The sequence below is a fragment of the Exiguobacterium sp. s28 genome, from assembly GCF_018618135.1.
Classification (GTDB): domain Bacteria; phylum Bacillota; class Bacilli; order Exiguobacteriales; family Exiguobacteriaceae; genus Exiguobacterium; species Exiguobacterium mexicanum_A.
Genome location: NZ_JACSLL010000008.1, coordinates 47898 through 61981, shown reverse-complemented (window position 1 = coordinate 61981; position 14084 = coordinate 47898). Strand labels below are relative to the sequence as shown.

Genomic DNA, 14084 nt, shown 5'->3' with positions numbered 1-14084 from the left:
GGTCTGCGACCATTTTCAAGAAATGAGGGCTGAATTTTTTTTGAAGATTCTTTTGAAACGGTACGGTCTGTCGCCCCGGTACGACAAATTGCGATAAAAATCTTGTATATGTCGTTTCGGTACGATGATTCACGACCAAATTGCAGGTGATGTCATTCCGGTACGACGGTCTGCGACCAATTCTTATAAGAATGTCGTTCCAGTACGAGGAATTTGACGTATTTCAGCATGCATATATCAATTTGGTAAATTTGATACCGTTTTTGTTAGTCAAAATGTCATTTCAGTACGGCCAGATTCACCTGTGATTTTTTTCAAGTCAAATCTAGGACGCGGGACCGTGAAGTCCCAATCGTTTCCGCTCATTTGTAACCTCGGATGTCTGGACGTCAAAGACGTGACAGATGTCATTTCACGTGAAACTTCAGATATTGCGAACGAACACAAAAAAAGAAGCCCTCGGACCGAGAGGCTTCCCTTGCACTTTTCGAATCCCTGTCAGAGGAGCAATGTGTCCGTCTGATTCAATAGCTCCCACGACTCGAGCGGATAGAACGTGAAGAAGTAGTAGTCACCCGAGCGGTGCCAGTCCTTCAGGATGAACCCATGCTCTTTGATGCGATCCAGGTTCACCTCGAGCTCCCGTAAGTTCTCCGACTTGCGGGACTTGTTGAATCGAATCGAATAGGTGAACTGACGCCAATGTCGCCGGACGGGGCTCTGCTCCCCTGTCTGGATGGAGGCGATCCGTTCCTTTTGGAGCACGAACGCCAGGTGATAGGCGAAGCTCCCCTTCAGCTGTTCGATCTGCTCGCCGTATATGCTGACGACCTGTTGCTTGAGCAGGTCGTCGTAGACCTCCTCTGCGACGGTGACGACCACCTGGCTGTCGGCGAGGGTCGTCGCATTCTTGATCGTGACGGATGAGAAGAGCCCACGGATGAAGAGATCCCCATCGTCGTTATGGCCCGCGACCCGATAATACCCGAGCTTCATCAGGCGTTTCGTCGTCAGGTCGTAGCTCTTCCCGCTCTTGTTGGAGTAGAGTTTCTCGACCAGGCGGACCAACGGGAAGATGATTTTCCGACTCGTCTGGAACGAGATGTCACGGTAGGACAGTATCTCGGTGAATGCCTCGAAGTCCTTCGGGTCAAGGTCGGGTACTTTCCCGTTCAGTTCCTGGATGAACTCCTTGCTGACAAGGACGGAGAGGTTCTGTGGGACCCCCTCCTTGTACTTCGGTACGACCGACTCATAGTTCAAGAGCTCGAGATTGAGCTGCGATGCGTCATTGAGCTTTTCATCGAGTTGATCGGTCTTGTTCTTGATACGGTCGGACATCCCGAAGAACGGGATGTCCACCGCCAGTGTCGGAGAATGATGGGCCACCCTCTTCGTGGAATCGATTTCCTTCGCCACCTCACCCAGTATCATCAGCACATCCGTCTTCAATGTCGTGGTCTTCTGATTCACGGTCTTTTGAGACCAGTATGGATAGGTGTGGATCAACTGGTTCGGGTCCTCTGCCCAGTCCTCGATCTCGGCGATACAGAGATTCATATAGTCCTCGATTGTTTTCACATGAAACTCTTTCTGGAGTCCCTCGGCCCCCGCCACCTTGACATAGGCGGAGATCATGTCATGTTTTGCGCGGAGCTCCCTGTTGTACCCACGTGACTCCTGGTAATTGCGGACTGCCGTCCTCACCCAGCGACGTTTCAATTTCATGAAGGCATAATAGCGTATCTTCTTGTATGCGCTCTCGATGTTCTCGAGCGCATAGTGCTCCTGGTATAGCGTTGCGACGAAACCGTTGATGTCAAATATGGAGACGCTATGGAGGATTTCCTCCATACCGTGCTGTTTGATAGTATTAACCGCTTGAGAAATGATGAGTTGTTGGGAGCGGCTGTTGGAGTTCGAATGGTTCTCCATGCTGATCACCTCTTCTCATCTAAATATAGCATAGCACCACGGGATAAGACCTTAAAAATCATAATGTTAAATTATTTCAAATACCGTAAATTCAATTATGTGCGCCGGCGCACACTTTTTTATGATGCGGAGAAGACGAAAAGTGAATTATACTAATATTGTAAGATAGAAAACATTGAAACTTATAAAGGTTTCTCCTACATAGAAAAGTTATAAAGAAAGAGGGAACATCATGAAAGAACATCTTGGTGTGTTTGATACATATATCGGCAAGGGTGCGAGACAGTTGTCGTGGGACGTCGGTCTGAATCCTGATCTGAACGAGAGCAAGGCGAAGACGTCAAACATCACGAAGCGACTCATCGACCATCACAAGGAGACGGTCGAGCATCTGGAGAACGGCATTGAGGGACGATTGATGGTAAAGTCCGTCAACCTCAACAAGAAAGGCAAGTCGAAACAGAACACGGTCCTCGAGGTGATCGATTTCCTCTCCTGGGTGGAGACGGGATGGGAGGACAGTGCCATCATGAGATGTCTCGGGAAGACGACATTCCTTTTCATGGTGTACGGGGAGAACAAGGAGGGGGACGCGTTCTTTCTCGGGCCGCTGCTCTGGAAGCCATCCGATGAAGAGGTCCAAGGTCTTAAATCCTATTGGAAGATGGTGACAGACATATTGATAGAAGGGGTCCAGATGTGGGAAGCCCCTAAGGGAAAAGAAATGATCACAAAGAACAACCTTCCTGGGCAGGGGGCGCACAAGATGGTGCATATAAGACCAAAAGCGAACAATAAGAACGACGTCACGCTCCTCCCCGACGGACAGACGATCACCAAACAGGGGCTCTGGTTGAACGCTAAATACGTGAGCGATATCGTCTCACCACTCTTCGAGATTCGTAAGGATGAGATCAATCTGAAGAGGGACATGGTGTCGGAAGGAATCGAGCTGGACGAGACGGAGCTGGACTCCTTGAAAGGGATTGTAACGGAAGATGCTTACACCCCGGAGACCTTCGTGGAGGCTTGCAGGCAGGTCATCCGAGATTTCAATTTGGATTGGATCAGCAAAGACATGGTGGAGAGCCTCGGCTATAGGATCTCATCACCATACATCCTCGGAAAAAAATACTTGGACAGCCGTTCATACATCGAGGAAGTCATCTTGGGGAACGACTATTTCAAGATGGAGGACACCCCAATCCTTTCCCATCCTTATGCATCGAGGATGATTGCGAAGATGAGGGACGGTTGGAGAATCATCGAGATAGAGACGGACCTCTACATCACGGAACGGGCGCTCTCCAAGGCCGGCATAACCGTCCGTTTGCTGGAGTCCTATCGCGAATCGGTATTCGGTGAGATGGAGACCGGTCGCTTCTATACGATAGAGCAGCTCGTCGACCTCATGGAGAACGACCCGCTCGAGGAGTATGGGTTCGATGAGAGGGTCTATGAGGGGATTTTGAGGAGACCGGGGAAAATCTCCAATATGAGGGTCGGGGAAACCTATTTATTCACTAGCGGGATGAGTCGCAACCTTCCTCAATCATTGCTCGATGACCTGATGAAGCGGCGTCCGGTCCTGCGGTTGGCCGATCTACGCGAAGAGATGGAGGACACCTATGAAAAACCTTTCGGAGATGGAGACCTTGTTGCCTTGCTGAAAAGGTCGTCCTATCATTTCGCCACTGACATCGACATGGTGTTCGAATCGAAGGATGCTTATCTGTCTTACCTCTACAACGTATGATGTCATATGGGCCTCGTCAAAAGTGTGCGCCGGCGCACACTTTTGACGAGGCTGTATAATGGATGGTCGTTCGGGAGATATAGAAGACCGGACGACAGCGGGCAGGTCTGACACGATCATGCTGCATGTCGACAGGTCGATTAAGAAGATAACATAAGGTCCGATGATGCAATCGATTGGCAGGGAATTCCGGGGTCGATAGAGAACTGGTTCATCAATGCACCTGAAGGGGGGTTTGACAATAATTTATGTTGAATGGAGGTAATGGGGTGGAGGCGAGCAAGATGTTCATCAACCTCATCCAGCTCTCTCCGGTTGACCGAGGATATGCGCTCGACGCCATGGGCTACATCGTGGAGGAGGGCACCGGGGGACGACACTTGGATGAAGTTCATAAGAAAAATTTTCGAATGACGACTTCTGAATATATAAATGCCTTGAAGAAGAGCCTGGAAGATTCCAGTCAATGGGTATGGGTCTACAAGGCCATCTCGGAATGGTATGGGACCTTCGAAAATGAATATCAAGACCTGAACATCAACCAGTTGAAAAGCAGATGGAAGACGACACCCATACACACCTGGGTACACTTTCTTTTGAACGGGGAGCTTCATCGGTTGAGGGAACTCAATCAGTCGGAGATGATTTTGATTGAAAAAGAAATCTGGGAAAGAACGCATAAACTCTCTTTGAAAAAGAGTTTGACCTCGAACATGGATGATGTTCAGGACAAAATAAAGAACCATGAAGAATTGAAGGAACAGCTCATCAAATTATATCGTAATGATGAAGACACGAGGGTGAAGGTCTCTTTGCTCGACAAGAAGCTGGCGTTATTTTTAGATACACCATATGACGAGGCCTCCATCAACGAATACAAGCAAAGATACAATCTTCAGAAAATCACCCAGTATTCGTCGATAGAATTAACTGAATTCAGCGTTCAATATGATATTTACGTGTTCTTGGGGAAAAGGGCCACTCACGCTGCTTTCAACAAGCTCAAAAGCAAAATATCTAGGGAACGCTTATTACAAGTGAGCGGCCAAAACATAGACATGGTGTTCAACGAAATCACTCAACAGTTAAAGGGGAAGATGGACGATGCAGCAGACCAATAAAAATTCAGTGTTTTTGAACCGTTTGTCCGATGATACGAAAGATATGTCTCGTCATTTGGAAGGTAAAGAACGAAAAAAATTTCTGTACAAAAAAATCGACCTTGCACAGGTGGGGGAAGATGAGATAGCGGATGACCTCCTCACACTCAGGTATATCGCGGGTAATCGGATGAGTGAGTACGAGAACATCTTGAAAGAGAAGCTGGATGTTTATGAGGATGCGTTGATAAGAGCCGTCGAAGAATCGTTCACCGAAAGAATTACGCGCAACGACGAATTGATTGAGATGGTAGAGAAAGAATTAGTCCCGTACTATCATGGACGGTTTCAAATCAACCTCTCTAGAGAAATCAGTTTCTTACCGCTCGAGCTACGTCTTCTGGTGTATACGAGGCTGCTTGCCATCGAAACCCGTCAAATCACCCGCTATCATCTGATGGATCGAATCTCTTTGACGTTGTACAAGTCAGGAGACACGAGACTCGGCGAATATGCCACTTTCCTGAAAGCGATACTTGGCGCCGAGTTGGCACCCATCATATTCGGGACGAGAAAACGATTCGAAGAACTGTTCTGGTCGGACATCGAGGCCTGCAAGAAAATCGAGACCGTGAAAGAAGAAATCTTGGATGAAGCAAGCCTGTATTCGAAAACCGTAAATCGCGAGTTTTGGTACGGTTTCAAGGGCATGAGCGATTTGAAGAATATAAATGATGTGCATGCGGCCAAACTTTGCCTGAAGGCATTCACGCTGTATTTCAACAAAATCTTCGAGGTGTCGAACCGTATGGAAGAAGTGTTCTTGAAGTACTATGACACGAAGAACCGAAAACAAATGGAGAGTCTGTTGAAGGAAGAAGGGCTCGAGAACCTCGTCATCAAGCCGCGATACAACGTTGGAACGATAGGACAAACAGGGATGAGAGAGATGACCTCAGAAGAGGTGGGAAAATACGAGGAAGGAATGGCAAAAAGAGCAAAAACATGGACCAGCGTCGGCCGCGATAACCTGCTGATGAACAAAGGGAAGACAAGGGCAAGAGAAGAAGTTTACCAAGCCCCCGAGGTGCTAGGTCAGTCTTCTGCTCGTCTCCATCTCAACAACCTGGTCGAATTGATAACCAATCGTTCCTATACACTGGACCAGTTTGACCGATATATGTTCGGCCTGGCACTGTCCTCCCTAAAATCAAAAGAATGGGACAAAAAACGTCTGAATCTGTTCTTGGGAGTTCTCAGAGACGTCCATTCTATGCTTTGGATCAGGAACGACAAGGACCCGGTAATCTTATTGAAAATCACTAGCGATCTCATTGGACAGGACGGATTGTTAGAGTCCTACGGCGATGGGTGGCCGATTGGTCTCGTCGTGAACGAGATGGGAAGGGCATCGAAAAAAGACTATCTGGTCGTGTTCGAGGAAATCGAGCGGGACGATGTCTTTGCAGGGGTTGCATTCGTCTCTTCTCCTGAACCTCTTGCACAAAGCAAAATGAAACAGTCGGAAATCGAGAATGACATCGTCCAGCCGCTATATTCAATCGCGACAGATTGGAAGAGAATAGGGCGTAAGATGGGTGCGACGAAAAAAGAATCCGTACTTCTCCAAGATGGGTTGAAAGAACTATCGAGAGAAAAGGAGAGAGTGTTTGTAGCAAATCAAGGCAAAAAATAATTACAGTACTAAAAAGAAAACAATCAGCAATCCCTTATCCTCACTTAAAGGTAGGGGATTGCTGGTTTCGTGAAGTACTCAACCGTAAACATCGCGGGCATACTTAGTTCTTAGATGAGATGACAAGATTGATTCCCCATACATAAACAGACGAATTTAAAAAACGGTTTTTCTCATTAACAATCTTATTTTCAGAAAGAATAAACTTTCAGCTAATCTAACTTTTATGAAAAAAGATATGATAAGGAAAAATCATCCTCCCTTATTATTATATTACTCTTTAGGAATCGAGGGGTGAAATTGATTGGTAAGATAAATAAGAACTTGGATAAATTAATGTATAGAAGGCACAAATTCAAACAAGCAATACTTCGAGAGTATTATAAAATCGAGGCGAAATATAGATACACAGGTCTTTATTTATTTAGTAGATTTCTTACTGGAATTGAGTTAGTTGTTGCATGTTTAGTCCTGCTAAGTGTTCTACATCTTACTAGTTTAATAAATTTAACTTTTTTGAGTTCCCTTTTTGATACTCTTCCTGTTTTATCAAATGACATCAACAGGCAATTGGTTTTTTCACAAGTCAGTATCACGTTTATCATAACGTCCTTGTTTTCTTTAATCCTCAGTTTGAAAAAAGAAAAAGTATTGGGAACTTCGATTTATACAATCACATTCGCTAAATCTATATTTGGAAACCTTATACTCGTAAGTATGGCTGTTTTTGCATTGTTATTTTTAAATATATTCTTTTATATAAAAGAAAAATCTCCTGAAGTAATTTTACCTCTATTTCTGATTACATTAGGAATATTTTCTTTTTTCATCTTGAAAATTATTTTGTTTACTAATAGCTCTAAAATTAGTAGGGAAAAAATAGGAAGTATTTATATTTGGGAAAATAGAAGGGTCATTCGTAAAGGATTAAAAGATAATTTTCTTAAAAAACGAAAAGAATCCGAATATCTATTTAATTTATCTGAGGATACGCATGAGAAAATTCTTAGAAGAGATGTAGAATACGTAAGAAATTTTTACGCCTTTGAAAGGGTCACCAACATTTCTTTGTATAACTATAAGTCGGAAATTCAAGAATATCATTTAGAGGGGGTACGTTCACCTGACACTATTGAATATTGGATCGGAGCGATTCAAGCGTTATTAAGAATGGAATTGTATACAGATGCTCTGAATCAATATATTAGGTTATTAAATCTTTTCATCAGACATGAGGTATATATATCCTCCACTGAACTAGCCGATTTGTTGAAGCAAATTTTTTCTGCTATTTCTGCAACAAAAAATAAAGTTATATTTGAACAAAATAAGGAAAAAATGCTTGCTGCTATGACATCGACTATGAAATATAGCTACTATAAAATAAATAATGATTTTTCTTATACACGTTTAGGAAAATTAAATATGGCAATTCCATTTGCCGTATCTGACAGTTTCTTAATTGATTACTACAATATCATAGATAAAAAATTAGATTTAAACGAATTAGAAAAATCGTATGAGTTGTCTGCTTTCTTTGAAAAAATTAGAATGATTTCACATGAGGTCACAAGTTTAGCTCATCTTACTGACGTGATAAAAAGCAATGAAATGTACCATGAAGCGCTTTACTCAAACGGAAATTTGAATCTCATAGGTGATCCACTTAGTAAGTTAATAATTTTATTGATTCAAGAGAGAAAAACCAGTAGAATTTTATATTTTTTAAAGCATTTTAACAATGATTCGATTTACTATTCTTGTTTAATCGTGGCAACTAAATTAACAAGCCTTTATTTTTATGTAGAACCGAATAAAAGGGGAGTGATAATAAATAATTTGATGATGGTATTAACGAAATTGATTGAATGGAATGATTACCAAATCAAAATTCATTGTTACCAACTAAGACAAGCAGCTAAGTCTGGTTATATAGAGAATGCCTATAGTTATTCAAGCCAGTCTTTGGATTCAAGAGATTTAGAATATCTCTCAATAGTTAGACAGACTGTAATGATGAGACGAAAAGAAGTTAATATTGAAAGTATAGATTTTTCAAATAAAAAATTAGGAGAAATTGCAAAACTTTTCTCAGAGGTTGAAAAAGATTTACTAAATAAAGCCCATGATAAGGTAGCTGATGATTTCAAAGAAAATTTTGGAGTGTTATATCTACTTTGAAATTATTTTTGATTGTCTACAAAATATTTAACTTGAAAAAATTTCATAGGGATTTCAGTTCACTTTTTTATAATCACCTTTATATAAAACCCAAATTTATTGAAGAATAAGCGTTAAATATAGGCCTGACTCTTTCTATATTGAAGTCCATATTAGTAGGTCATATATGACCTGCCCGTAATTTTTATTCAAATGGCAAGTCCGAATTCGACAGGTTTGAGAGTTGGTTCAAAGATTGCAGGTATGCGTTCGTCGTGTTGATAGATTCATGGCCGACCACCTGCATGACCCCAATCAGCGGACTACCATTGGCTAGCAGTTTAGTGATGTAAGCGCGACGGAACCAATGAGGTGGGGCCTTTTCTTCGGTCTCTGCGTGCTCGACCGCATTGTGCGTCATCAGGCGGAGGGCCTCGTACGTCATCGCTTTATGCAGCTTTTTGGTACTGAAAGCTATATAGGGAGAGGTGACCTCCTCGATCATCATGAGCGTCTGCAGTCGATTGACAAGATAGCTCGCCTTCTCGGTGAGTGGGACGCGTCGCCACCTGTCACGCTTACCCTTCACCTCGAGATAGAACGTGTTTTGATTCCGTCTCACATCGGTGAACTTGACCGAGAGGAGCTCGGCCGCCCGCATCCCTGTCGTCAGCAACAGATACCCGATTGTCTCGTTACGGAGCTCCAGGAGCTCCTTTTTCTTTGCACGTTTGACTGTATGGCGGAACGATTCGGCAATCCGCTCGACCTGGTCAAAATCAATCTCGCGGCGGAGCGGCTCGGGCCGTCTCTGATTCTTCACATGAAAGGCCAGGTTGTGTTGGTGGTAATGGTTGACGTGAAGGTAGGTCAAGAGCCTCTTCAACATATTGTTCTTCCGCTTCGCGCTCCGTGGCGCGTATCTCTCGTTCACCTCGAACAGATAGCGATGGATATCCAGCACCGTCAGACACTTCAGCCCCTCAGATTTCGTCATCACGAAGTTCAGTACGAACTCGAGGTCCTGTTTGTAGGCTCGGCGCGTGTGAGGGCTCTTCTCGGCATAAATCGGGAAGAGCTCCGTCGCCCAGAAGACCTCGATGATCTCGATGTCCGAGAGCGTCTCGAGGTTGATGTGGTCGTTCCTCAGGGCGTCCACGAGCCGCGGGTTCGCCCCTGTCATCTCCTTCAACGCCATCTCGAACATGGCCTGTCTCTTGTCGATTTCCATGTCTCTCCCTCTTTCTATAAGAAATTTTTTTCGACTTTCAGGTATTATGATGTTCCAAGCCTAGATACTTTGTATTACATATGTAATAAATGAGATTTCAAACTAAAAAGGCATATTTATGGTGTAATTTAAGTAATACTTTGAATGTGTATAAACCATACGTTTTCAATTAACTTGTGATAACCCCATATTATCACAAGTTAATGTGTCTTAAAAATACAAGACAGATTTGATAATCATTATGTTGATTTCAATCTGTCCCGCAATGTCTAGAAGCGTATTAGTTGATTGGTTGATACAAAGATCTCATAATCTCGATTTGCTCGGGTTCATAAAAATCTTTCAATGTGGCTATGACCTCTAACATCAGGTTCTCTTTTGTCGATTGTGTAACGTACGGAGAATCCAGTGTCAATTCAAGATAAAATCTCAAATCATTGAAAGAATGTTCGATGGTATGACGACAATGATTGTAAGTATACTCCGGATAGTCTTCTGAATGATTGGTCATCTCATGAATATCTGTCGGATCAGCTTGCCCTTCATGCACGTCCATCCAAAATAAGTATTCAGAATTATCAAAGGTATCTTTTTCTGTTTCTAAATTATTGTATGTTTCCGATATAGCTTCAGGTAGAGACAGCTTCTCATGTGTTAATTTAGTCTCACGAATATGATGTGTTAAATCATACACAAGTTTTACAAGATGGTTAGCATATGAGGCAGTCGTGACTGTTTTTGCTAAAATCCTAACATTAGAGTCTGCTAATAACTCAATGAAATTACTTACATAATAAAAAAGGTTGCCCTCACTAGCGTATTGGCTATTCAGTAATCCTTTCTTCTTCACCTCAAAAACATAAGTGAATGATTTTGCGATAATTTGGTCTATAGGAAATAGCGATTTAAACTTTTTAGCTTGTTCAGAGATGATTAAGACAATCTCTGCTTCGCTTGAGAAGGTCTCTTCTGAGGTTTTATCAATAAATGTAGCAAGCGTTTGATTTGTGTCTTCATTATTTTCTAATTGTTTATAATATTGTTCGAATAGAAACTTAATATCCATGTTTAATAATTGGATTTCTTCTTCGGTTGGCCAAAGCATATATACACTCCTTAAAAAAATATATAATGAATCTGTTCTTATATATTTTGGTTGCTTGCTGAAATCAGAATCGTTTTACTATCTGAGAAAAAGTTGGTTTGGCTTGAGAAACCACAGGCTGTCTCTATAAAATACTCCCTAATGAGGAGACAGAAATCTGTGCGCATGTTAGGGAGCATAAAGTTTCGAATATCAACCGTTTGAGGAATCAAGTGTTATCCATTGTGTATATAAAGGTCTGTTAGGTGAAAGTCGTTCTTCGGTAAAATTCAGCTCGTAGCGCACCAACTTCTCTTTTTCAATACCGTTTGAGCCAACATACAATTTTGCATAATCAAGATTTTGTGCATCTGGGACGCCTTTCGATATTGATTGATAGCAAAACTCAGTCAATACTTTCATGGCGTCATAATCTCCTGTCCCAACATCTTCAACAGTATGTAATTCTAAGAGATTCGATTCCATCATTGTGCGTAAGATAAATTTTTCATTATTGGTAAGGGAGGGGAGCAACTTAGCTCTTTTTCTTAGTACTTTTAGTTCTGCTGCTATGTGGGGATCGTTTCTATCTATCATTATCTCCTTACTAATTTTCAAGTAAACTTCAACCATATTTGGGCTCGTAGATAGTTCATATAAATCGATTACAAAAGTTTTTAGGTTGGCAACGTGTACATGTTTCTCCGAAAGCAAGATAATGATTTGCTCTAATTCTGCCATTACGAGCTCTTTTATACCGAAGGATATATCGTGTCCATTGGTGTGATTAACTAGAAAATCGTTAGTGATTTTGGAGTTTTCTACCTTATTAATCTGTACGTTGTCGTTTCCTAGGCAACATTTTTTGTACTTTAATTTTGAACCACAGGGACATAAATCATTTCTTCCTATAATCCCCATCACAAACACCTCTATTCTTATAAATTAACGAACCCGTACAAAAGTGTGAAACTTACAAATAAAGTTGTTGAGTTCTCATTGCTACGGTAAGTATGCCCTTAGGAAGAGGTATCGATGCCAATAGAATTTATGACGAGGCTAAAATAAAATCCCAGGTCACTGGCAGATAATCTTGACCTGTTTGGATGATTGTCTTAAAAAGTCACCTCATCAAGTTTTCGTACACTCTCTCGAGACCTTGTTCCACAATGTTATTTAATTACTATATGGTAGCATCTCACCCAATTAAATTATATAAAATCCCAAAAAATATTTAATTATCAAATATGCTGTTATAATATTTACATGTTTAATAAAGATTTACATATTGGTGTCAAACGCTTCTTCCCTCCTCCAGATGGAGGTCCACTTTAAACCAAAAGAGGAGTGAAATCTCTCAAATGATTATCGCGTACGCGTTCGAGAATGGCATCAAGGAAGAGAATGTCTTCCGGGATCGCCTGAATCTTCAGCTCAACTTCGAGAGGCATGAGGTTCTCGCCGAAAGGTCAAGCACCCTGTTCGTCGAAGACACCGACTCCAAACGTCATCACAAAATCTATCTCACGGTGAGACTGAAGCTCGTCACTAACGAGTCCGAGGAATTTGGTACATACGGTGAGGAAAGGCATGAAATACGGGTCATGTCGAAGAAAGAAGGCGATGAGAAAGAACATGCGTCCTCTTATAGTTTCAAGACCCCTGATAAATTCGACAAGATCGCGCTCTCCACATTGATGGGGATGGTTCTACAAAAAGAGGCCCTCTCGCTGGTTGATGCACATGAATGGATTGAACAATCTCCCTTTGCCCATCATGGACCTTCCATAAACGAGATATTGATGGAGCGTTCTCACCCGATAGATCGAATTAAACTGGCACGCTTCAAATATGACCATCGTTTTTATAGGACCGACGAGTGGTCGACCCGGTTCAAACCTACAAACTTCCCGGTCCTTGATCCATTCTTTACCTGGAAGGGGAAGAATGTCTTCGTTCAAATAAACACCTTCCTAGAAAAACTTGAGAAAGCGTCCGATGTAACGGCACATATCATTCATCATGAGATCATGCCTACTCATGTCGACGTCTATTATGCGACCCGACAGGATAACGGCGCACTCTATCACGACGCGGTCTTCCATCATTTCCAGAACCTAATCCAAAGATTTCACAACAATCAAAACGACGTGAACTTGGTGTGGTCGGTCATCGAGTACACATTGACCGCCGTCAAGGGAAATCCTTTCGGGCACACCATCGAGGAGGCTCACAAATGTCTGGACCTTCTTAAGACATTGTTCGTCGTTACGGACCGGGCGCAAGCGTTTTATGACATAGATGGGGACATCTTCTTGTACTCTTATTCTCAGGAAAATCGGACGAATGTATCTCTTGGTGAGTTCGACCCTTCCGGTGATTTGTATCCCCTCACGAGAGAAGAGGCGCTTTATTCTCATGTATACAAAATCATGAACGATGCGGCGTACGTCCTATCTGCGCCGAGAAGGTTCAAATAACCTATCAATCAAGGAGGAAAATCGATGTCTGAAAGACTGATCATCGACATCAGGTCTCAAGGTGAGACGGTTGCAAATGCCTATTACAGAGGGGGCGGGTTTCCGAGTGTGGCGATACGACTGGCCCAAACAATCCTAAGAAACCTCGACAACATCGAGGTCAACCTTCTCGGTTCCATCTATCATGCACTCTATGAGACGGGGGCGAGGCCGGGGCCCACGGAGGTCGAGTACCTTAAGACGTTTGGGATAGTCGCCCATGTAGGAGTCGAAAATGATGAGATGGCGTTCTCCAAGGAAGGGATTCGGCGACTGGGACAGGCGGAAGAATATTATGTGAGTATTTCGTCAGAGGACGGTACAGCAGATTTGAGCATGATTCTGCTGCGGGGACTGGATGAAACGTCTGACTCCCGACGATATATGGACATGCATCGCGATGGCATGCCTACCACCGAATGGGAGATGGACCTGAAGAGGCTGGATGAAGGCGATTTGGCGGAAATATTTAGGGTCGGTGACGAGGCGTCGAAGTCGGACACACTCTTCATGATTAAGGGACAACGTCATGTGATTGACCCTGTCCTTTGGTGGGTCGCGGACCGAGAGTGGAACTCATAAAGCACTTAGAGAGGAGGTAGT

General features: G+C 42.9%; 10 protein-coding genes. 6 read left to right on the top strand and 4 right to left on the bottom strand.

Features of this window, described 5'->3' with window-relative positions:
- Positions 1-498: 498 nt before the first annotated feature.
- On the bottom strand, positions 499-1935 hold the full coding sequence (locus KNP78_RS09920; RefSeq protein ID WP_214823941.1) for a hypothetical protein: 1437 nt from the start codon (positions 1933-1935) through the stop codon (positions 499-501).
- 232 nt (positions 1936-2167) lie between these two features.
- Here KNP78_RS09920 and KNP78_RS09915 point away from each other — a divergent pair, with 232 nt between their 5' ends.
- The 4 genes from KNP78_RS09915 to KNP78_RS09900 all read left to right on the top strand — a co-directional run bounded on the left by KNP78_RS09915 (position 2168) and on the right by KNP78_RS09900 (position 8668).
- Complete coding sequence (locus KNP78_RS09915) at positions 2168-3691, top strand: PDDEXK family nuclease (RefSeq protein ID WP_214823939.1); 1524 nt, start codon at positions 2168-2170, stop codon at positions 3689-3691.
- Between the two features lie 284 nt (positions 3692-3975).
- Positions 3976-4812: a hypothetical protein gene (locus KNP78_RS09910; RefSeq protein WP_214823937.1), complete on the top strand. Its 837-nt coding sequence runs from the start codon at positions 3976-3978 to the stop codon at positions 4810-4812.
- Positions 4796-6487: a hypothetical protein gene (locus KNP78_RS09905; RefSeq protein WP_214823935.1), complete on the top strand. Its 1692-nt coding sequence runs from the start codon at positions 4796-4798 to the stop codon at positions 6485-6487. Before KNP78_RS09910 ends, KNP78_RS09905 begins: the two co-directional genes overlap by 17 nt.
- 294 nt (positions 6488-6781) lie before the next feature.
- Positions 6782-8668, top strand: a complete 1887-nt coding sequence (locus KNP78_RS09900) for a hypothetical protein (protein WP_214823933.1) — start codon at positions 6782-6784, stop codon at positions 8666-8668.
- Positions 8669-8852: 184 nt separating this feature from the next.
- Here the strand turns inward: KNP78_RS09900 and KNP78_RS09895 are convergent, their stop codons facing one another.
- The 3 genes from KNP78_RS09895 to KNP78_RS09885 form a co-directional block, all read right to left on the bottom strand.
- Positions 8853-9878: a tyrosine-type recombinase/integrase gene (locus KNP78_RS09895; protein WP_214823930.1), complete on the bottom strand. Its 1026-nt coding sequence runs from the start codon at positions 9876-9878 to the stop codon at positions 8853-8855.
- A gap of 280 nt (positions 9879-10158) precedes the next feature.
- Positions 10159-10983, bottom strand: a complete 825-nt coding sequence (locus tag KNP78_RS09890) for a hypothetical protein (RefSeq protein WP_214823929.1) — start codon at positions 10981-10983, stop codon at positions 10159-10161.
- Between the two features lie 192 nt (positions 10984-11175).
- On the bottom strand, positions 11176-11883 hold the full coding sequence (locus KNP78_RS09885; protein ID WP_214823927.1) for a YecA family protein: 708 nt from the start codon (positions 11881-11883) through the stop codon (positions 11176-11178).
- 440 nt (positions 11884-12323) lie between these two features.
- Between KNP78_RS09885 and KNP78_RS09880 the strand changes: the two genes are divergently transcribed.
- Positions 12324-13442, top strand: coding sequence for a hypothetical protein (locus KNP78_RS09880; protein ID WP_214823919.1), 1119 nt, complete (start codon positions 12324-12326; stop codon positions 13440-13442).
- A gap of 24 nt (positions 13443-13466) precedes the next feature.
- On the top strand, positions 13467-14063 hold the full coding sequence (locus tag KNP78_RS09875; protein ID WP_214823917.1) for a hypothetical protein: 597 nt from the start codon (positions 13467-13469) through the stop codon (positions 14061-14063).
- Positions 14064-14084 lie beyond the last annotated feature (21 nt).